The sequence below is a fragment of the Methylobacterium sp. BI1 genome (assembly GCF_056680125.1).
In genome coordinates, this window is sequence record NZ_CM155267.1 from 4,562,760 (window position 1) to 4,580,978 (window position 18,219).

The window sequence follows — 18,219 nt, forward strand, 5'->3', positions numbered from 1 at the left end:
CGGCGGCACGAGGATAGTCAGCCGCAGCCACGCGCCACGATCTCGCCACGACCGGCCTTCAATGCCGATGCATAGGCGGTCCCCCCCGGGGCACAGCGCCGGACGATGGCAAGAACTGAGGGGAGACGCGCGTGGCCGTATTGAGGACAGGCCTCGGCCTGCAAGCCGCCATCACGGCGTTCTTCGCCCTCGCGCTTCTGGTTCTACCTGGTGTTAGCTCGCCGCTCTACGTCGGTCTCAGCGGCCTCGCCATGGCGGGCATTCTGCTCGCGTCGGCGCGTCTTTCGTCTTACCTGAAGGTCTTCGTCTCGGTCTACGGGATCGGCTACCTGTTCCTCGCCGGGGCCAAACAACTGGCGGTTATGGGCTTCCTGCCCCCGACCCTTGCCGCTCTGCTGCCGCCGAGCTTCGCCGCCACCGGAGCCGTGGTATTCGCCGGGATCGTCCTTGCGATCTCGTACCTCGAGCCGATCCGCGCGATCACCCTGATCGCGGACCCCTACTTCGCCACCGCCGACAAGCCCACCCGGGAGATCGGGCCTTTCCGCCTGTTCGGCAGCACCGAGGGCAAGGTCGGGCAGCGTCTCGTCGCCCTGTCGATCTTCATCACCTTCGCGCAGGTCGCCCTGCAGCTCAGGTTGAACTTCTGGTTCCGCGACCTGTTCAACGCCCTTCAGGAATACAACGCCGACGCTTTCTGGTATCAATTGGTTTGGGTGTTCACGCCGCTCGCCACGATCTGGGTCGTGGTCGGCATGTTCGACACCTTCGTGGATGCCACGCTTCACATCCGCTGGCGCACCTGGCTCACCCGCAGCTTCTACGGGCGCTGGCTAGATGCCGGGACGCATTACCGGGTCCCCTTCACCGGGGAGAGTGCGGACAACCCGGATCAGCGCATCCAGAGCGACATCAACCTCTTCATCTCTCAGACCACGACGCTCTCCATCCGGCTCCTGTCGCAGGCTGCCACCCTGGTGTCCTTCATGGTCATCCTGTGGGGCCTGTCGCGCGACTTCGTCCTGCCTTTCACCGATACGGTGGTACCGGGGTTCCTCGTCTGGCTCGTGGTTGGTTACGCGGTGGTCGGAACCTGGCTGACGCACGTCATCGGCCGCCCGCTGATCGGGCTCGACTTCCGCCAAGAGAAGGTGGAGGCCGATTTCCGCTTCTCCCTGGCCCGCACCCGCATCTACGGCGAGCAGATCGCGCTCCTGCGCGGCGAACGCGCCGAGACGGTACGCCTCGGCAGCCTGTTCCATGCCATCGTCGACAACTACCTCGACATCATCGTCCGGCGGATCAAACTCGGAAGCTTCACGCTGTCCTACAGCCAGATCAGCGTCGTGTTTCCCTACATCCTTGCCGCTCCCTCGTACTTCCTGAAAAAGATCACCCTCGGGCAGTTCCAGCAGACCGGCGATGCCTTCAGCAGCGTACAGTCCTCGCTGTCGTTCTTCATCAATTCCTACGTCACCATCGCAGCCTACCGTGCCAACACCAACCGTCTCTCCTCGTTCAAGCAGGCGATGACCAAGGCGGAGGCGATCGGAGGAACGGGCGAAGGCCTGTTCCAGGGTAACGACACCAAGGGTGACGTCACTGCCTCGAAGCTCAGCCTCGGCCTGCCGGACGGACGGGAGATCGTCGCCGCGGACGCGCTGACGATCACCAAGGGCGGTGCGACGCTCCTCACGGGACCTTCCGGTTCCGGCAAGTCGACGCTGTTCCGGGCCATCGCGGGCATCTGGCCCTTCGCGAAGGGCCGAATCGACCTGCCCAAGGGACAGTCGGCCCTGGTCCTGCCGCAACGCCCCTACATCCCCCTGGGGACCCTGCGCGGCGCCGTCGTCTACCCGAACACCACGGACATGTTTCCGGACGAGGCGATCCGCGACGCCCTGGCGGCTGCCCAGCTGCCGGCGCTGGTCGACCGTCTCGACGAGGTTGATGCCTGGGATCAGCGCCTCTCCGGCGGCGAGCAGCAGCGGCTGGCCATGGCTCGGGCGATCCTCGCCAAGCCAGACTGGCTGTTCCTGGACGAATCCACCGCCGCCCTGGACGAGCCGAGCGAGGCCGCGATCTACCGGATGCTGCGCGAACGACTGCCCGGCACCACGATCGTCTCCATCGGCCATCGATCGACCCTGCACGACCTGCACGAGCGCCGCCTCGATATGCAGCCGGCCAATGACGGCCGGTTCGTGCCGCGGGAGGTTCCGGCGCCCGTCGCGGCCGAGTAGATCTTAGCGCAGGAACGTCACCGCGATCGGCGCCAGGATTGCGGTGAGGAAGGCGTTGAAGCCAAGGGCTATGCCTGCGAAGGCGCCCGCCACCTCGTTCACCTGGAAGGCGCGCGCGGTGCCAACGCCGTGGGCGGCGAGACCGGCTGCGAATCCGCGGGCCCGCATGTCCCGGATGCGCAGGGCGTTCATCAGCGGCGTGACGAGGATACCGCCGGTCATGCCGGTGAGCATGACGATGACGGCGGCCAGCGTCGGGTCTCCGCCGAGCGTCTGAGCGATGCCCATCGCGACGCCGGTGGTCACGGACTTCGGCGCCAGCGAGATGATGACATCCCGTGGAATACCGAAGGCATGGCCCAGCAGCAGAGCCGAGCTCAGCGCCACCAACGAACCGACCACGAGGGCGGCCAGCATCGGCGCGAGAGAGCGCAGGACCGTGGCACGATACTCGTAGAGAGGAATCGCCAGGGCCACTGTGGCTGGGCCGAGCAGGAAGTGCACGAACTGGGCGCCCTCGAAATAAGTGGCGTAGGGGGTCTTGGTAAATTCGAGGACGGCAGCGGTCAGCGCAATGGCGATGAGGACCGGGTTTGCGAGCGGATGGCGCCGGGTCGCCAGGGCGATCCGATCTGCGACCACGTAAGCGAGGAGTGTCACGGTCAGCCACAGCAGCGGCGTCCGCGAGAGATAGACCCAGACGGCGAAGTCGCCGGTCACGGCCGCGCCTTCGGCTTGGCGAGCCAGCGCGACACCGCGACGAAGGTCAAGGCGGTCGCGGCCAAGGTCGTGACCGTCGAGACAACAACAACCACTGCCAGTGCGATGCCGTGCACGGCAAGCACGTCGAGGCGCCCGACAATGCCGGCTCCGGCGGGCACGAACATCAGCGACAGATTGGCGAGAAGCCCCTTGCCGGTGCTCTCGAGACGGCCGTCCACCAAGGGGGGTGCCAAAACCCGGGGCGCCAAGCGGGAGGCGCGATCCCGAACGACCAAGAATAGCAGCAGCAACGCCATGCCGATCAGCGGGCCGGGGACGGGGAGATCGGTCGCCCGCGCCAGCGCCTCGCCGATGAGTTGCGCCAGGAGAATCAGGGTGAGGCTGAGGATCATCGCGGACGCGTGCTCAGCTGAGCGAGACCTGCCCTTCCGCGGCACTGCGCCGAGCCTCGCCAATGGCAGCTTCGTCGAGGCCGAGAAGGCCACCGAGACGCCAGACCAGGGCCTCCTCGAACTCGTGGACACTGCCGTCTGCTCCGGCCACCGACCAGGCCATGGCAAGGAGCCGGGCACGTCGGTCCGGACCGACCTCGTGCCCGATCATCTCGACGAGTTGTGCCATGTCGCGGGTCTGGGCGTCGAACGCGGCAGCCCGAGCAATCAGCGCCTCCGCCTCCGCCCGGGTCTCGGTGAACCGGCCCTCGACCAATCGGCCCAGGCGCTCGGTCTCCTCCGGAGCGAGAATACCGTCGGCCCGTGCCACATGCACCAGGAGCGCGATCGCCGCCAAGCGCTCATCGGCTTCTTCGGTCGCCGCAGCATGGCTTCCCAGACCGAAGGATTCGGCGGCATAGGCGCGGAGTCGGGCGAGCAGCGACATGATGATCCTTGGAACGCCCCGAATCCTTCGAGGGCGACCATCGAGTCGTCAAGCAAGCGGCCGAGCTGCCAGCACGATGCCCCGGCACCGTGGCCGTGCTGCATCGCTTTTGCGGACACATTCCACCGCCCGCAGGGCCGGCCGAAGCTTGCCATTCCACGCCACGACCGATATGACCCTCACCCGAACGGTCCCGTCGGCAGCAGCGCCTGATCCGGAACCGGGCCGCAATAGCTCAGCTGGTAGAGCACCTCATTCGTAATGAGGGGGTCGGGGGTTCGAATCCCTCTTGCGGCACCACTTCTTTCCCGGGCAGCACCACAATCCGATTGATCGGGAGAGGACGGTTTTTCTCGTCACGGTGCCGAATGCTGCGCGTCCATCGTCGAGAAGTTTGTCGGCAATGGAGCGCCCATCCCAGGGTCAGTGGTCGGCGCGGCTTGTCGTCTTGGAGCCGAAGCGTTCGCGACGGCCTCAATGTGACGAAGACCCGTGCCTGCGTGGCCGATTCGGGCCGGGCGGTTCAGAAACCTTGCGATCGGACCGACGCCCAGCCAGGCCAGCACCCTCTCCCGCCGCCGTGGAGGGAGCGGGTCCAACACCTTACAGACGGTCAGGCGTCCTGCGGGGCGGCCGTCCTCACGGGAAGCCGCCAATTCGGGCGGACGAAGTGGCATGTGTAACCATCGGGTCGGCGCTCGAGGTAATCCTGGTGCTCAGGCTCAGCCTCCCAAAAGGGCCCCATGGGAGCCAGTTCCGTGACGACTTTTCCGGGCCAGAGACCGGAGGCATCGACGTCGGCGATGGTCTCTTCGGCGACCTTCTGCTGCGCGTCGTCGGTGTAATAGATCGCCGAGCGATAGCTTAGGCCGCGATCGTTTCCTTGTCGATTGAGGGTTGTCGGATCGTGGATCTGAAAAAAGAACTCCAGCACCCGGCGAAAGCTCGTGCGCTCGGGATCGAAAGTAATTTCGATCGCCTCAGCATGGGTGCCGTGGTTCCGGTAGGTCGCATTCGGAACATCGCCCCCCGTATAACCGACACGGGTCGACACGACGCCCTCCTGCCGCCGGATCAGGTCCTGCATCCCCCAGAAGCATCCCCCTGCGAGCACTGCGCGTTCCTGGCTCATGGTTCCCTCTCTCGGTTCGAAGCGTGACATCGCTGGTCGATAGATAGGGAGTCGAAGCGTCTTTTGCCGCCATCCGATGATGTCGCGGGACATCGTCGCGCTGTTTGGGTCTCCCGCGGTATGACACGGCGCGGGAGGACTACGCGGGTGGCTCAGGAGATTCCGTCGGCAGCGCCCTAAAGGCGGGGGCTGGACATGGAGACGGCGGGGCTTTCACCCCGCCGCCCGATATCCGGTGTTACCGTGCGGTCCCCCCGGAGGTACGGCCGTACTGCCAGACCGGGAAGCTGTTCTGCTCGGCATTGCCTTCCTGTGCGGAGGAGGGTTGGCGGCCATAGCCGATGGAGCCGGTGGTGATATCGTCGTAGGCGCGGGTTTCATGACCGCCAGGCGCCACAGCCGCAGTGATGCCGGCCGGCGCCGTATAACTCTGGGCCAGGGCGGGCGAAGCAACCGCGCCAGCGGTCAAAACAATGGCCATGATAAAAGAAGCAACACGCGTATTCATAGCACAATCCAATCAGGCTTGCGCGGTCTCCGTCGAATGGCGGCTGGCCGTGACTTGTTGAGTGGTGTTGATCTAGGCTTCCATAATCGGAAACTCCGTGCCGTTTGGCACGGCGTCAGCGCACAATCATGGATGCGAGAGAGATCAAAATCCGCGTGGACGCACAGTTCGGTTCGCAGCCACTGGATCATGACCGCGTGGCCGTTCGAACTTCCCCCGCGATCGGATGATGGTCTACGCTGTCGCCAGGCGGCTTCGCCGGGACGCGATCGGGGACAGCTGGACGTGCCCTTCGTCAGTATCACCCGCCTGAGAATCCGCTCGGTTCGGTTCCTACCAGGCTTTGCCGTCCACGCCTTCCGCACGCAGAGGCAGACGCGCAAGGCCACGGGTTTCCGGGCGGGGGCGATCCTGGCCGACCGGGCCTGGACCTTCTGGACCATGACCGTCTGGGACGACGAGGCCGCCATGCGCCGGTACATGATGGCCGGTGCCCATCGGCAGGCGATGCCAAAGCTGGTTCACTGGTGCGACGAAGCCTCGGTGGTTCACTGGATCCAACCCGAGTCGGGCCCGCCATCCTGGACCGAGGCGGATCAGCGGATGCGCGCAGCGGGACGCCCGTCCAAGGTGCGGCACCCCAGTCCACATCACGCGAACTTGGATTATCGTCCTCTGCGCCTGACGCGGAGCGGACCGATCAAACCCGCGGTCCCGTAATCGGCAGGCCGGCAAGGCCTCCTGCCGTCCTTCAGGGAGGCGATCGCGACAGGCTCGTCGCATCGGGGGTGCTTCGGCGCACATCCGCGCTGGCGATCCGGGCGCATCACACCAGCGGCCGCCTTCGCCCCCTCGGCGGCCAGAACCAGCGGCGCAGCGGCCTCAAGGCCCTGCGCCGTTTGTGTTTTATCCGCGCCGCGGGGTGACGGGACCGGCGAGCCGGACCGGTTGATCCATCCGATGGCAGCGTGCTGGAGTACCACCGATGAGACTGCGCTCGGTCGTTCGCTGGATCAGCCTCGGCGCGACGCTCGTGAGCGGCGCGGGACTCCAGGCACGCGAGCGACCCTCTCCGGAGGTGACAGGCTGGGTGTCCGCGGTCATCGCGAAGATCGACATGGCCGAGCGGCCTCCCGCCGCTGCGGGGCGCAGGCGCGGGCGCCGAACGGTTGTGGTCCGGGTCCAGATCGCGGCCGACGGCTTCGTCAATCGGGTGGAGGTCGAGCGGAGTTCCGGCGTTCCGGATCTCGATGAGCGGGCGCGGGGGCTGGTCCGCGCAGCGGGCCCCTTCAGCCCGCCGCCTGCGCCGCTACTGACTCCGGCCGGCACCACGGACCTCAGCTTTCCGCTCGCATTGGAGCGGTGAGACTACAGCCGCGCGGCGTGGCCCGGTGCCGAACCCGACAGGGCCGCCGCGAGGACGGGATCGACCTCCCCGACGGTGGCGGTGGGCACCGGATGGACGCCGATCAGCAGGGTCCGCTGGGTCCGCATGATCTTGAGGAGGCGTTCGGTCCGCCGCAATGCGTCCTGCACGTCGGAGGGGTCCTGCTCCTCGGCGAGGAGGACGGCGATCCGGATCATCTGGTCGACCCGGCGCTCCTCGGCCGCGGCGATGATCCGCTCCAGGGCCGCGAGCCCCTCCTCCAACGCCATGCTCATGGGACCCCCTCGGAGCCTCGGTGAGCGGACAAGTTCCAGCAACAAACGGAAACGTGCATTCACGATTGTTGGTCGCCAGGGCAATTTCGCGCCGCCGGCGGCTCAGGGCGTCCCGAGATGCGGCAGCCAGAGGGCCAGGGCGAGGAGGCTCGCCAGCAGGACCGGCGGCGTGATCAGGAGGCCGACCCGCATGTACTGGCCCCAGCTGATGCGGTGGCCCTTGGCGGCGAGGACGTGCAGCCACAGCAGGGTCGCGAGACTGCCGATCGGCGTGAATTTCGGGCCGAGATCGCAGCCTATGACATTGGCGTAGATCATCAATTCCCGCGTGAGGGGCGACAGGTCGGGGGCCTGCTGGATCGCCAGCGCGCCCATCAGGACGCTCGGCATGTTGTTCATAACGGAGGACAGCAGGGCGGCGGCGACGCCCGTGCCGAGGGTGGCGACCACCGGTCCGGCCCCGGCCAGCCGGACCAGGCCCTGGGCGAGGAGCTCGGTGAGGCCGGCGTTCTTCAGGCCGTAGACCACGAGGTACATGCCGAGGCTGAACAGGACGATCTGCCAGGGGGCGCCGGCGAGGACCCTGCGCAGGGGAATCACGCCGCTCCGGCCGGCCAGGGCGAGCAGGATGAGGGCGCCGGCGCCGGTGACGGCGGAGACCGGAACGCCGAACGGGGCGGTGACGAAGTAGGCGCCGAGCAGCACGGCGAGGAGCGGGAAGGCCGCCCGGAACACGGCCGGATCGCGGATGGCGGAGGCCGGCAGGTCCAGGCGGTATACCGCGTAGGTCGTGTCGAGGTCGCGCCGGTAGAACAGCCACAGCACCACGAGGGTCGCGGCCAGGGAGACGAGGTTCACCGGCCCCATCACGGCGGCGTAGCGCCCGAAGGAAATGCCGAAGACATTCGCCGAAACGATGTTGACGAGATTCGAGATGACCAGCGGCAGGCTGGTCGAATCGGCGACGAAGCCGCAGGCGACGATGAAGGCCATCGCGGCCGCCGGCCGGAAGTCCAGTCGGAGCAGGATCGCCAGTACGATCGGGGTGAGCAGCAGGGCGGCCCCGTCGTTGGCGAAGACCGCCGCGATGGCGGCGCCGAGCAGGATCACGAGCGGGAACAGGCGGCGGCCGCGACCGCCGCCCCAGCGGGCGACGTGCAGGGCGGCCCATTGGAAGAAGCCCGCCTCGTCGAGGAGGAGGGAGATCACGATCAGCGCCACGAAGGTGAAGGTGGCGTCCCAGACGATGTGCCAGACCAGCGGGATGTCGCCAGGCTGGATCACGCCGGTGGCCAGGGCGATGGCGGCCCCCGCGAGGGCGCTCCATCCGATCCCGAGTCCCCGCGGCTGGAGGATGACGAGAGCCAGGGTGACGACGAAGATGGCGAGGGCGAGCATCGGCGTTTTCTGTTCGTGTCGCGACGACGTCTTGCGAGATCGTGCGCCCGGGCGAGATCAGGGACCCGCGACCGGGCACCCCTGCGCATCGACGACGGACGCGCCGTCCTCCTTGGCGAAGGCCCCCTGCTGGGGCGGCAGCAGGGCGAGCACGGTCTCCGAGGGGCGGCACAGGGCGACGCCCAGGGGGCTCACCACCAGGGGCCGGTTCAGCAGGATCGGGTGTGCCGCGATGGCGTCGAGGAGCTGGTCGTCGGTGAGGGCCGGGTCGCCGAGACCGAGTTCGGCATAGGGCGTGCCCTTCTCGCGCAGGAGATCGCGGACCCCGAGGCCCGCCCGCTCCGCGAGGCGGCGCAGCAGCGCGCCGGCGGGGGGCGATGTGAGGTATTCGATCACGTGCGGCTCGATGCCGGCATTGCGGATGAGCCCCAGGGTGTTGCGGGACGTGCCGCAGGCCGGGTTGTGGTAGATGACGACGTCCATCAGGCGGTCTCCGGGCAGCAGGTCGCGAGGGCGGCGACGGCGGGGGCGCAGACCTCCGGCCGGCCCTGGCAGCAATCGCGCATCAGGAACTGGATCAGCGCCGACAGGTCCGGGTAGGCGGCGCGGTAGCGGATCGAGCGGCCTTCCCGCTGCGCGGTGACGAGGCCGGCGCGGCTCAGTTCCTTGAGATGGAACGACAGGTTGGTCGCCGACACGCCGACCACCTCCGCGAGCAGGCCCGCGGCCAGCCCGTCCGGCCCGGCGGTGACGAGGCGGCGCACGATGCGGAGGCGATGCGCCTGGCCGAGGGCCGCGAAGGCGGCGACGGCTTGCCCCTCGTCCATCATGATGTCAATATTTCAAACATCATTGAAACGTAAAGGATACCGATCCCTTGGACAAGGCCGATTCCCGCACGACCGCGCTCGCGCAGCCCCCGCAGCCCTTCGCCGATGGCCTTCCGGCGCTGAGCGGGGCGCATTTCGCGGTTCCGACCTCCGCCGCTCTGGGAGTCCCCCAGGCCTTCACCCACGCACCGCGCTTCCTGATCCTTTACGGGTCCCTGCGGGAGCGCTCGTTCAGCCGCTTCCTGGCCTACGAGGCGGCGCGCCTGCTGGAGGCGATGGGCGGCGAGGTGCGGATCTACCACGCGCACGGCCTGCCGCTGCCGGACGACGCGACCGCCGACCATCCCAAGGTGCAGGAGCTGCGCGCCCTCTCGATCTGGTCCGAGGGCCAGGTCTGGGTCAGCCCGGAGCGCCACGGGGCCATGACCGGCGTGATGAAGGCCCAGGTCGACTGGCTGCCGCTGTCGGAGGGCTCGGTGCGCCCGACCCAGGGGCGGACGCTCGCGGTGATGCAGGTCTCCGGCGGCTCGCAATCCTTCAACGCGGTCAACGGCCTGCGCGTGCTGGGGCGCTGGATGCGGATGATCACCATCCCGAACCAGTCCTCGGTGCCGATGGCCTACCAGGAGTTCGACGCGGCCGGCCGGATGAATCCGGGGCCGCTCTACGACCGCGTGGTCGATGTCTGCGAGGAGCTGGTGAAGTTCACGCTCCTGACCCGCGAACGGGCCGATCACCTCGTCGACCGCTACTCGGAGCGCAAGGAGCGCGAGCCGGAACGGCTCCGGGCGGTGGCGGCGGATATCGGTTTCAGGAAGCGGCCCGCCTGAGGCCCCGTGGCGAAGCGCCCGCGGGGTCGAACCAGGGCGGCGCCGGGCCGTTGAGGCAGGAGGGTCCAAAGCGGAAAGGCCACATGGCAGAGCCATCGGAGATCACGGCGCAGGATATCGCGGCGCACATGGAGGTGCGCTCGTCGGACGGACTGCACGTCGGCACGGTCGACCACATGGAAGGCGACACCCTGATCAAGCTGACCCGGTCCGACCCGGCGGCCCATGGCCGCCACCACCTGCTGCCGCTGTCCTGGGTCGAGCGGGTGGACGAGCACGTCCACCTCACGGCCACGGCAGCCGATGTCCGCGGCTACTGGGAAGATGCCGGCTGAGCCGCCTGCCGCCTCCGGGCGACCTTTCGCCCGGTCGCCGGGCGCGCCCGCGGCCCTAGATCCTCAGGTGATGCGGCCGCGCCGCCGCCCACGATCAGGAACCCCTCGGACTCCATGGAACGGCCCACCGTCATCATCGGCATCCACGGCTTGGCCAACAAGCCGCCGGTCGATGAGAAGACGCGCTGGTGGCGGGACGCCATCACCGAGGGCCTGTCGCGCAACGAGGGCCTGGACGGCGCCGCCTTCGCCTTCGCCTTCGTGTACTGGGCCGACCTGCGCTACGAGACGCCGCTGGCCAGCGACGCGCTGGCCGAGCCCTACCGCCCGCAGGCGGCCTCCGAACCCCTCCCCGCCGAGGCGGACGCGCCGGGCCTGACCGGCCAGGACGTGCTGGCCACCCTCTATGCCGGGATCGACCGCATCGAGGCGTTGACGGGGATCACCCTGGTCGACGACGTCATCCTGGAGCACCGCTTCGACGATCTCTGGCACTATCACGGCGAGCGCGCCTTCGCGGCCGAGGTCCGGACCCGCCTGAGCGAGCGCCTCGCGGAATTCCGCGGCCACCGCATCCTGCTGGTCGCGCATTCCATGGGCTCGGTGATTGCCTACGATGTCCTGCGCCTGCTGGAGCGCGACGCGCCGGACCTGCACGTCGAGCACCTCGTCACGGTCGGCTCGCCCCTCGGTCTCGCGAAAGTGAAGATGAAGATCGCGAGCGAATTCGGCGCCACCCGGGTGCCGAACAACCTCGGGCACTGGACCAACCTCGCCGACGGCAACGACATCGTCACCGTCACCGGCACCCTCGCGGAGGATTACGCCCCCAGCGACACCGGGGTCGCCATCGCCGACCACCGGGTGGTGAACGACTACCGGCGACCCACCGGCGAGGCGAACCACCACAAGTCCTACGGTTACCTGCGCACGCCGGAATTCTCGCGGATCGCGGGCGGGTTCCTGGAGACGGGCGCGGCCGGCCCGCGTCGATGACCGGCTGCGGGCGCTCTCGGCCCGGGTGCGCTCACGGTACGGCCCCCGGGTGCCGATCGGCCGCCACCGGCGCTCCGCCCACGAAAAAGGGGACGCCTCTCGGCGTCCCCTGATCCGTCGACCCGTTGGCGAGCGCTCAGCGCTGGCCGGCGTGGTCGCCGTCGCGCAGGGCACCCGTGGGCTCCTGCACGTGGGCCTCGAGGAACCAGAGCTGCTTGTCGACGCCGCGGGAGACCTCGGTGAGGAGATCGGCGGTGCCGGCATCGCCCGCCTCGTCGGTGTCGTCGATGTTCTGGCGCACCGCGTTGGCGTAGACGCCGTAGCGGTCGATCAGCGCGGCCAGGTGGTCGGCGATCGCGTAGGCGTCGAGGGGGTAGGCCTTCAGCTGCGAGGCCGACGCGACGGCCTGGGCAGTGCCGCGGGCGGTGCCGCCGAGCTGGGTGATGCGCTCCGCGACCTTGTCATTGTAGTCGTCGAGCTCGGTCCGGAAGCCGTCGAGCATCTCGTGGATGCCGATGAACTGCGGACCCTTCAGGTTCCAGTGCGCCTGCTTCACGTCGAGGGCGAGATCGATCCCGTCCGACAGGCGCGCGTTGAGCACCTCGATCGAAACCTTCTTCGCGTTGGACTTCGTGCCGTTCTGGGTCTCGTGGAGACGCTGGTTTCCGGCTTGGGTCTTGGAATCTTGGGTCTTGGAATCGGCCATTCACTTCGTCCTTCAAGTCTCATGGAAGGCGCGTCGCTCAACCCGCAGCCTGAGCGGGCGCGACGCCGAGCCTCCGATGTCGGCTGAACGTGATCTCGGACAGGCGGCGTTCGCCGCCCGTGCGATCAGTCTGCCCCATCAACGACAGGCCCCGGCCCATGTTCCTGTCCCCGTGGTCGCGCGCGCCTGATCTGCGTGGATAACAACCCACTGCCCGCGATTCCCACTCGGGCTTGCGGACCTCGGGCATGCCGACTGGGCCGGCCCGGCTGGTTGGGCTTGCCGACAGGGCCGACCGGCGTCTGACCAGTCGGGGTGCGCACGACGCGGGCAGGCCATCGTCAACCATAAATTGGCTTCGCGGCCACCGATCCGAACGGCCGCGCCGAAACGGCGTTGGCTCTTAAGACACGGGAGGCACAGTCCAGCGCACGGCCCGCACCGTGAACCATGACTCTTTGTCGCGACACCGATCCCGAAACGTCTCGCCACCGGACCTTCAATGCCGGGCAATGCATGGATCTCCTCGGGTTCTGCCGCAACGGAAACAAACTTGGTAAGACGATGGTGAACGGCAGTGCACAATGCTTGTTCAGGCGCGGTGGTAAATCTTAAAGGGACTGCGCTTATTCTTGCAAAATATCGACGGTCGCGTCACGATCGTCTCGCTCTTCGCCGGCAGCCCCGCTGCCGGTGTCCCAGGCTTGGCAGGCTGCGATGATGAAACCAGAGGTCGCACAGCGTCGTCCGACCGGAGGGTATCCGGCCCGGCAGGACAGCCCGACGGGCGCCGGCGCGGCCCTGCGCATCCTCGTGGTTCACAATCGCTATCAGGTGCGGGGCGGCGAGGATTCGGTGGTGGCCCAGGAGGTCGCGAGCCTGCGCCGCGCCGGGCAGGTCGTGGAGACCCTGTTCTTCGACAATGCCACGATCCGGACGGGCTGGGACCGCCTGCGCACGGCCTACGAGGCGCCCTACGCCCCGCGCGGGATCGCTGCCGTGGTCGAGGCCGTCCGATCCTTCCGTCCCGACGTGGTCCATGCGCACAACACCTTCCCGCAGGTCTCGCCGGGCATGCACGCCGCGGTGCGCGCCGAGGGGGTCGCCACCGTCCAGACCCTGCACAACTTCCGCGTGACCTGCGCCAACGGCATCCTCATGCGCGAGTCCCGCCCATGCGAGGACTGCGTGACCGGCTCGCCCTATCGGGCGGTGCGCCACGCCTGCTATCGCGGCTCCCGGTTCGGCTCCCTCGCCGTGGCGCGCATGATCGACGTGCACCGGCGGGCCGGCACCTGGGCACGGGACGTCGACCGCTTCATCGCGCTGACGCCCTTCGCCCGCACCCGCTTCCTGGCCGCGGGACTGCCGGAGAGCCGTATCCGCATCAAGCCCAACGGGTTGGCCGATCCGGGCCTCGACCCGGGCGGCCCCCGGGCCGGCATCCTGTTCGTCGGCCGGCTCGTGCCCGAGAAGGGCGTCGGCACCTTGCTGGCGGCCGCGCGCCTGACCCGGGCGCCGATTACCGTCATCGGCGAGGGCCCCGAGGCGGAGGCCCTCGGCCGCGAGCCCGGCCTCACCCTCCTCGGCCGGCAGGCCCCCGCCGCCGTGCAGGCGGCGATGGCGCGGGCGGCCGCCCTGGTGGTGCCCTCGCACTGGTACGAGGGCCTGCCCATGGTGATCGCGGAAGCGTTCAGCCTCGGCACGCCGGTGGTCGCCGCCCGCATCGGCGCCCTCGCCGACCTCGTGACGGATGGCCGGACCGGCCTCCTGGTCCCGCCGCGCGATCCCGCCGCCCTCGCTCAGGCCCTCGACCGGATCGTCGATGACCCGGACGCCGCGCGGGCCATGGGCCGCCACGCCCGCCTCGCCTACGAGCGCGACTGGACCGAGGACGCCGTCACCGCACGCGCCCTCGCGATCTACCGCGAAGCCATCGCCACCCGTTCCGCCGACACACCCCGGGCTGCCGCATGACGCGCCCCCTCACACCGGACAACGAGATGCCTGCTCGCGCCTGGGGCCACGATCCGGACGTCCCCCACTTCCTCCTCGGCGGCGTCCCCGTCTCGATCACCGACATGGCCGGCCTGGTCGGCGCCCTCCGGCGCCGCCTGAGCCGGCGGGTTCCGGGTCCCGGGACCTTCGTGGTCTTCCGCGACGCCCACGGCATCGTGCGGGCGCAGGACGAGCCCGAGGTGCGGGCCGCCCACGATGCCGCCCTCCTGGTCTGCGCCGACGGGCGGCCCCTGGCCTGGGTCGGGCGCCTGCGCGGCCACAGGGCCATCGCGCAGGTGCCGGGCATCGAATCCGTCGAGGCGGTGTGCCGCGCCGGGGTCGAGGCGGGCTGGCGCCACTTCTTCCTCGGGGGCGGCCCCGGCGTCGCGGAGAAACTCGCCGCCGAGATGACCCGGCGCGCGCCGGGCCTCGCCGTGGCGGGGGCCGAGACCCTGCCCTACCGGCCGCTGACGGAGCCGGAGGCCCAGGACCTCTACGCGCGCCTGCGGGCCAACGGCACCCAGATCCTGTGGATCGGCCTGAGCACGCCCAAGCAGGAACTCTTCATGCAGGCGCACACGCCCTTCCTGCCCGGCGTCATCGCCATGGGGGTCGGAGCCGCCTTCGACGTGAACATCGGCACGATCCCGCGCGCGCCCCGGCTGATGACCCGGTGCGGCCTCGAATGGCTCTTCCGGCTGATCCAGGAGCCCAAGCGCCTGCGGGCCCGCTACGCCCAGGTGGTGCCGCGCTTCCTCGCCATCGTGGCCTTCGACCGGGCGCGCCGGGCCAAGCCGGCCGCGCCCCCGAACGGCGTCCGCTCGGTCTGAGACCGGGCGCGCCTCAGGCGGCGGCGGGGTCCAGAGCCGCGCGGTAGGCCTGCGTCGCCGCCTCCAGGGAGAACCGCGCCAGGGCCGGGACGGCGCGAGCGCGGTCGGCCGCGCGCCGGGCAGGGTCGTCGAGGAGCGCCAGCGCGGCCTCGGCCCAGCCGTCCACCGTCATCGGCCGGACCTCGCCGCAATCCCAGGCCGCGACGAGCTCGCGCGCCGCGCCCGAATGCGGCGAGGCCAGCACCGCGGCGCCGCTCTGCAGCGCCTCCTGCAGCACGATGCCCCAGACGTCGCCCCGGCTCGGAAACAGGAAGAGGCGGGCCGAGGCGTAGACCGCTCCGAGGTCGGCCTGCTGCACGAAGCCGTCGAACCGGGCCGCGATCCCGGCCGCCGCGAACCGCGACTCCATCTCCGCCCGCAGGGGGCCGTCGCCCGCGACCCGGACCCGCAGGCTCCGGCCCCGGGCCTGGCAGGCGAGGACGACGTCGGTGAAGAAGCGCGCCCCCTTCACCGCCTCGTTGAGGATGCCGCAGAACAGGAGGTCGTAGGGCCGCTCCGCCTCCGGGATCGCCGCCGCCGGGCCGGGGTCCCAGGCGGGGAAGAGCGGCGCCAGCGCCAGGCGGTCGGCGGGCAGGCCGTAGCCTTCGAGGAGCGCGAGGCTGCCGGCGCTCGGCCCGAACCCGAAGCGCGCCCCCGGCACCAGCAGGCGCCGCATCGCCCGGTGCGGCCGCGAGCGCCGGCCCGGATCGGTCTCCGGCACCCCGTCGGTGCGCAGGCCGTAGGGCACGCCGAGGCACCGCGCCGCCGCGGCGGCCATCAGCATGGTGGGGGCGAAGTCGTTGACGACGACGAGGCTCGGACGCAGGGCCGCGAGGCGCGGCACGATGGCGGGGTTGATGTAGAGGTTGCTCACGGCGCTGCGGTACCAGCGCAGGCCCGGGACCACGGCGAAGCGATAGGCTTCGGGCTCGGGCATCTCCCATTGCCGTGCCGCCTCGCGGGCGCTGCAGGCGAGGACGTGGAGGGGCCGGTCCAGGGTCGCGCCGAGGCGCTCGTAGAGGCGGTGCATGTAGGGCGCGCGGGCGCCGATCACGATCACGACGGGCCCGTCGCGGCGTCCGGATGCGGAGCGGCTCATCGGGCGACTCTCATCGGGCGGCTCATCGGGCGGCGCGGGTCGGCCCGCCCACGAGGGCGTCGATCTGGTAGAGCCCCCAGGCGGGTTCGAGGACGTGGCGGGGCATCAGCAGGAGATCGTCCGGCCCCCGGGCCACGCCCCGCCGGGTGGTGTGGAAGCTGCGGTAGCCGGCCGCGCAGGCCAGCGCCGGGTCGCGGTCCGGGTCGAAATCGGTGCCGGCCACGCCCCAGGGGCAGGCGAAGTGCCGGACCGGACGGCCGGTCATCGCCTCGAGGTCCCGGCGCGAGCGGGTCAGCTCCTCGGCGACGTCCGTCGCATTGAGGCGCCCGAGGTTGCGATGCCGGGCCGAGTGCGAGCCGATATCGAGGCCGGCGGCGAGCCAGTCGGCCACGGCGGCGCGGTCCATGTAGCCGGCCCGGTCCCCGCCGGGGGGCGCGTCGACCCAGTCGCTGACGAGGAACAGGATCGCGGGGATCGACAGCGCCCGCAGGACGGGGAGCGCCACCGCGTGGTTGTCGGCGTAGCCGTCGTCGAAGCTGACGAGGAAGTAACGGTCCTGCCCGGCCGTGCCGTCGGCGAGGAGATCGGCGGCCCGGTCCGCCGAGACGAAGCGGCCGTGGCGGCCGAGGAACTGCATCTGCCGGGCGAAGCGCGCCTGCTCGCCCGGCGCGACATGGTGGTAGCAGAGCACGTAGAGCCCCGCCGGCGCCGCCGCCATCGACCGGGACAGCGCGCGCACCCGCAGGGCCGCCTCGCGCAGGACGGGCGTGTCGCGGATGAGATGTTCGAGCGACCTCGGCATTGAGGAATGTTAGCAGTTTCGCCGTTTCCACGGCACGGACGGGACGGCGATCCCCGACAGCATTCGCGAACAGCGTTAAATTAAGGATCTTCACAGTCTGGGCGGGAGATCTTCGGTCCGCAGGGCGGGATGGCAAGCGTTTCGCCGTAGGAAGGCGCGTCCCGCGAGGGATGCGTCGAGGACACGAGGCATGAAGCTCCGATGAGCGCGGCACTGAGCATCCGTCCCTGCCTGGATCCGGCGGCCTGGGACGACGCCATCTGGGCCCTGCCCCGCGGCAACGTCTTCGCGTCGTGGATGTGGGGAACCTACAAGTCCCAGGTCGGCTGGGACGTGACCCGCCTGATCGTGCGCGACGCCAGCGAGGCGCCGGTGGCGCTGATCCAGTACCAGGTGAAGCGCCGCGGCTTCGTGCGCTTCGTCCTGCTCCAGGGCTGCCCGCTCCTGACCGAGAAGGGCGAGAAACACGCCGAGGCGGTGGTCGGCCTGCTGCTGGAGCACCTCGCCCTCGGGCGCCTCGATCTCCTGGCGGTGAGCTTCGAGCACTTCCAGTCCGACGCCATCCTCCTCGCCCTGCTGGGCCACGGCTTCGTGCCGGCCCAATCGGCCAAGTACTTCACCCTGGAGCTCGACCTGACGGGGGGCACCGAGCCGATCCTGCAGGCGATGGACCAGCGCTGGCGCAAGGCCCTGCGCAAGGCCGAGCGCAACCCGGATCTCACCACGCGCTTCCTCACCGACCTCGACGAGCGCCTCGCGGCCTTCGACGCGTTCTGGGCGATGTACGGCGCGCTGCAGGCCCAGAAGGGGTTCAGCGACAGCCTCAACGGGCCGCTCTTCCGCGACCTCGTCGCGCGCGACCCCCATCACCGCATCCTGGAGGTGCGGGAGAAGGGCGAGCGCGTCCTGGTGCGGATCGCCCACGTCTCCGGCCGGCGCTTCACCGATTTCTACACGGCCTCGACCGACCGGGCCCGGGCCTGCGCCGCGCCCACCCTGGCGGTCTGGCGTTTCGTCGAGCAGGCCCATGCGGAGGGCCGCGAGACCTTCGACTTCGGCGGCATCGACCCGGCCAACAATCGCGGCGTGTTCGATTTCAAGCACGGCCTGAGCAAGCGGCCGGCCCTGAGCGGCCCGCGCTGGATCTATGGCCGCACCCCCCGCCTGCGGGATGCCGCGGCGGCATTCCTGTCCTATCGCTGAGCGAGG

At 69.7% G+C, this 18,219-nt stretch carries 21 protein-coding genes and 1 tRNA gene; 10 read left to right on the plus strand and 12 right to left on the minus strand.

Annotated features, from left to right (window positions below):
- Nucleotides 1-131: 131 nt before the first annotated feature.
- Nucleotides 132-2,243: an ABC transporter ATP-binding protein/permease gene (locus AC1MGR_RS21565; protein ID WP_480232890.1), complete on the plus strand. Its 2,112-nt coding sequence runs from the start codon at nt 132-134 to the stop codon at nt 2,241-2,243.
- Between the two features lie 3 nt (nt 2,244-2,246).
- On the opposite strand, the gene AC1MGR_RS21570 is transcribed toward AC1MGR_RS21565, so the two are convergent.
- From AC1MGR_RS21570 to AC1MGR_RS21580, 3 genes are read right to left on the minus strand one after another with little or no spacing between them, the layout of a single operon-like run.
- On the minus strand, nt 2,247-2,963 hold the full coding sequence (locus AC1MGR_RS21570) for an LrgB family protein (protein ID WP_108034830.1): 717 nt from the start codon (nt 2,961-2,963) through the stop codon (nt 2,247-2,249).
- Complete coding sequence (locus tag AC1MGR_RS21575) at nt 2,960-3,358, minus strand: CidA/LrgA family protein (protein WP_480232891.1); 399 nt, start codon at nt 3,356-3,358, stop codon at nt 2,960-2,962. Before AC1MGR_RS21575 ends, AC1MGR_RS21570 begins: the two co-directional genes overlap by 4 nt.
- A gap of 13 nt (nt 3,359-3,371) precedes the next feature.
- On the minus strand, nt 3,372-3,845 hold the full coding sequence (locus AC1MGR_RS21580; protein ID WP_480232892.1) for a tellurite resistance TerB family protein: 474 nt from the start codon (nt 3,843-3,845) through the stop codon (nt 3,372-3,374).
- 224 nt (nt 3,846-4,069) lie between these two features.
- Between AC1MGR_RS21580 and AC1MGR_RS21585 the strand changes: the two genes are divergently transcribed.
- Nucleotides 4,070-4,145 (plus strand) — tRNA-Thr (locus tag AC1MGR_RS21585).
- 313 nt (nt 4,146-4,458) lie between these two features.
- Here AC1MGR_RS21585 and msrA read toward each other — a convergent pair.
- Together msrA and AC1MGR_RS21595 are read right to left on the minus strand one after the other, a co-directional pair.
- Nucleotides 4,459-4,977: a peptide-methionine (S)-S-oxide reductase MsrA gene (gene msrA, locus AC1MGR_RS21590; protein WP_480232893.1), complete on the minus strand. Its 519-nt coding sequence runs from the start codon at nt 4,975-4,977 to the stop codon at nt 4,459-4,461.
- 238 nt (nt 4,978-5,215) lie between these two features.
- The gene (locus AC1MGR_RS21595) at nt 5,216-5,485 is read right to left on the minus strand and encodes a hypothetical protein (protein WP_480232894.1); all 270 of its coding nucleotides are present in this window, start codon (nt 5,483-5,485) and stop codon (nt 5,216-5,218) included.
- Between the two features lie 285 nt (nt 5,486-5,770).
- On the opposite strand from AC1MGR_RS21595, the gene AC1MGR_RS21600 reads away from it, so the two are divergent.
- Entirely contained in the window at nt 5,771-6,205 is a 435-nt protein-coding gene (locus AC1MGR_RS21600; RefSeq protein ID WP_480232895.1) for a DUF3291 domain-containing protein, read from the plus strand.
- Between the two features lie 265 nt (nt 6,206-6,470).
- Nucleotides 6,471-6,851: an energy transducer TonB gene (locus tag AC1MGR_RS21605; RefSeq protein WP_480232896.1), complete on the plus strand. Its 381-nt coding sequence runs from the start codon at nt 6,471-6,473 to the stop codon at nt 6,849-6,851.
- Nucleotides 6,852-6,853: 2 nt separating this feature from the next.
- Here the strand turns inward: AC1MGR_RS21605 and AC1MGR_RS21610 are convergent, their stop codons facing one another.
- The 4 genes from AC1MGR_RS21610 to AC1MGR_RS21625 all read right to left on the minus strand — a co-directional run bounded on the left by AC1MGR_RS21610 (nt 6,854) and on the right by AC1MGR_RS21625 (nt 9,372).
- Nucleotides 6,854-7,147 (minus strand): hypothetical protein, encoded by a 294-nt coding sequence (locus AC1MGR_RS21610; protein ID WP_480232897.1) that lies wholly within the window; start codon nt 7,145-7,147, stop codon nt 6,854-6,856.
- 102 nt (nt 7,148-7,249) lie between these two features.
- Nucleotides 7,250-8,545 (minus strand): arsenic transporter, encoded by a 1,296-nt coding sequence (locus tag AC1MGR_RS21615; RefSeq protein ID WP_480232898.1) that lies wholly within the window; start codon nt 8,543-8,545, stop codon nt 7,250-7,252.
- 57 nt (nt 8,546-8,602) lie between these two features.
- Nucleotides 8,603-9,028: an arsenate reductase (glutaredoxin) gene (gene arsC, locus AC1MGR_RS21620; protein ID WP_480232899.1), complete on the minus strand. Its 426-nt coding sequence runs from the start codon at nt 9,026-9,028 to the stop codon at nt 8,603-8,605.
- A complete protein-coding gene (locus tag AC1MGR_RS21625; RefSeq protein WP_480234866.1) occupies nt 9,028-9,372 on the minus strand; it encodes an ArsR/SmtB family transcription factor in 345 nt (114 codons plus the stop codon). Before AC1MGR_RS21625 ends, arsC begins: the two co-directional genes overlap by 1 nt.
- A gap of 50 nt (nt 9,373-9,422) precedes the next feature.
- On the opposite strand from AC1MGR_RS21625, the gene arsH reads away from it, so the two are divergent.
- The 3 genes from arsH (at nt 9,423) to AC1MGR_RS21640 (ending at nt 11,536) form a co-directional block, all read left to right on the plus strand.
- Nucleotides 9,423-10,205 carry an arsenical resistance protein ArsH gene (gene arsH / locus AC1MGR_RS21630; protein ID WP_480232900.1) on the plus strand — a complete coding sequence of 261 codons (783 nt, stop codon included), beginning with the start codon at nt 9,423-9,425 and terminating at the stop codon, nt 10,203-10,205.
- 83 nt (nt 10,206-10,288) lie between these two features.
- Complete coding sequence (locus tag AC1MGR_RS21635; RefSeq protein ID WP_210205174.1) at nt 10,289-10,540, plus strand: DUF2171 domain-containing protein; 252 nt, start codon at nt 10,289-10,291, stop codon at nt 10,538-10,540.
- Between the two features lie 114 nt (nt 10,541-10,654).
- Complete coding sequence (locus AC1MGR_RS21640; RefSeq protein WP_480232901.1) at nt 10,655-11,536, plus strand: lipase/acyltransferase domain-containing protein; 882 nt, start codon at nt 10,655-10,657, stop codon at nt 11,534-11,536.
- Between the two features lie 136 nt (nt 11,537-11,672).
- Here the strand turns inward: AC1MGR_RS21640 and dps are convergent, their stop codons facing one another.
- The gene (gene dps, locus AC1MGR_RS21645) at nt 11,673-12,242 is read right to left on the minus strand and encodes a DNA starvation/stationary phase protection protein Dps (RefSeq protein ID WP_108034817.1); all 570 of its coding nucleotides are present in this window, start codon (nt 12,240-12,242) and stop codon (nt 11,673-11,675) included.
- A gap of 717 nt (nt 12,243-12,959) precedes the next feature.
- Here dps and AC1MGR_RS21650 point away from each other — a divergent pair.
- Complete coding sequence (locus tag AC1MGR_RS21650) at nt 12,960-14,219, plus strand: glycosyltransferase family 4 protein (protein ID WP_480232902.1); 1,260 nt, start codon at nt 12,960-12,962, stop codon at nt 14,217-14,219.
- Nucleotides 14,216-15,070, plus strand: coding sequence for a WecB/TagA/CpsF family glycosyltransferase (locus AC1MGR_RS21655; RefSeq protein WP_480232903.1), 855 nt, complete (start codon nt 14,216-14,218; stop codon nt 15,068-15,070). The genes AC1MGR_RS21650 and AC1MGR_RS21655 overlap by 4 nt, the downstream gene beginning before the upstream one ends.
- A gap of 13 nt (nt 15,071-15,083) precedes the next feature.
- Here the strand turns inward: AC1MGR_RS21655 and AC1MGR_RS21660 are convergent, their stop codons facing one another.
- Complete coding sequence (locus AC1MGR_RS21660) at nt 15,084-16,208, minus strand: glycosyltransferase family 4 protein (protein ID WP_480232904.1); 1,125 nt, start codon at nt 16,206-16,208, stop codon at nt 15,084-15,086.
- A gap of 22 nt (nt 16,209-16,230) precedes the next feature.
- Complete coding sequence (locus tag AC1MGR_RS21665) at nt 16,231-17,010, minus strand: polysaccharide deacetylase family protein (RefSeq protein ID WP_480232905.1); 780 nt, start codon at nt 17,008-17,010, stop codon at nt 16,231-16,233.
- A 201-nt stretch (nt 17,011-17,211) separates the two neighbouring features.
- Here AC1MGR_RS21665 and AC1MGR_RS21670 point away from each other — a divergent pair, with 201 nt between their 5' ends.
- Nucleotides 17,212-18,213 (plus strand): lipid II:glycine glycyltransferase FemX, encoded by a 1,002-nt coding sequence (locus AC1MGR_RS21670; protein ID WP_480232906.1) that lies wholly within the window; start codon nt 17,212-17,214, stop codon nt 18,211-18,213.
- The last annotated feature ends 6 nt before the right edge of the window (nt 18,214-18,219 follow it).

Coding starts and splice junctions, on each gene's coding strand:
- AC1MGR_RS21635 (WP_210205174.1), top strand. CDS start 10,289: ATGGCAGAGCCATCGGAGATCACGGCGCAGGATATCGCGGCGCACATG.
- AC1MGR_RS21595 (WP_480232894.1), bottom strand. CDS start 5,485: ATGAATACGCGTGTTGCTTCTTTTATCATGGCCATTGTTTTGACCGCT.
- dps (WP_108034817.1), bottom strand. CDS start 12,242: ATGGCCGATTCCAAGACCCAAGATTCCAAGACCCAAGCCGGAAACCAG.
- msrA (WP_480232893.1), bottom strand. CDS start 4,977: ATGAGCCAGGAACGCGCAGTGCTCGCAGGGGGATGCTTCTGGGGGATG.
- AC1MGR_RS21575 (WP_480232891.1), bottom strand. CDS start 3,358: ATGATCCTCAGCCTCACCCTGATTCTCCTGGCGCAACTCATCGGCGAG.
- AC1MGR_RS21640 (WP_480232901.1), top strand. CDS start 10,655: ATGGAACGGCCCACCGTCATCATCGGCATCCACGGCTTGGCCAACAAG.
- arsC (WP_480232899.1), bottom strand. CDS start 9,028: ATGGACGTCGTCATCTACCACAACCCGGCCTGCGGCACGTCCCGCAAC.
- AC1MGR_RS21665 (WP_480232905.1), bottom strand. CDS start 17,010: ATGCCGAGGTCGCTCGAACATCTCATCCGCGACACGCCCGTCCTGCGC.
- AC1MGR_RS21605 (WP_480232896.1), top strand. CDS start 6,471: ATGAGACTGCGCTCGGTCGTTCGCTGGATCAGCCTCGGCGCGACGCTC.
- AC1MGR_RS21650 (WP_480232902.1), top strand. CDS start 12,960: ATGATGAAACCAGAGGTCGCACAGCGTCGTCCGACCGGAGGGTATCCG.
- AC1MGR_RS21655 (WP_480232903.1), top strand. CDS start 14,216: ATGACGCGCCCCCTCACACCGGACAACGAGATGCCTGCTCGCGCCTGG.
- AC1MGR_RS21660 (WP_480232904.1), bottom strand. CDS start 16,208: ATGAGCCGCTCCGCATCCGGACGCCGCGACGGGCCCGTCGTGATCGTG.
- AC1MGR_RS21610 (WP_480232897.1), bottom strand. CDS start 7,147: ATGAGCATGGCGTTGGAGGAGGGGCTCGCGGCCCTGGAGCGGATCATC.
- AC1MGR_RS21615 (WP_480232898.1), bottom strand. CDS start 8,545: ATGCTCGCCCTCGCCATCTTCGTCGTCACCCTGGCTCTCGTCATCCTC.
- AC1MGR_RS21670 (WP_480232906.1), top strand. CDS start 17,212: ATGAGCGCGGCACTGAGCATCCGTCCCTGCCTGGATCCGGCGGCCTGG.
- AC1MGR_RS21625 (WP_480234866.1), bottom strand. CDS start 9,372: ATGGACGAGGGGCAAGCCGTCGCCGCCTTCGCGGCCCTCGGCCAGGCG.
- AC1MGR_RS21580 (WP_480232892.1), bottom strand. CDS start 3,845: ATGTCGCTGCTCGCCCGACTCCGCGCCTATGCCGCCGAATCCTTCGGT.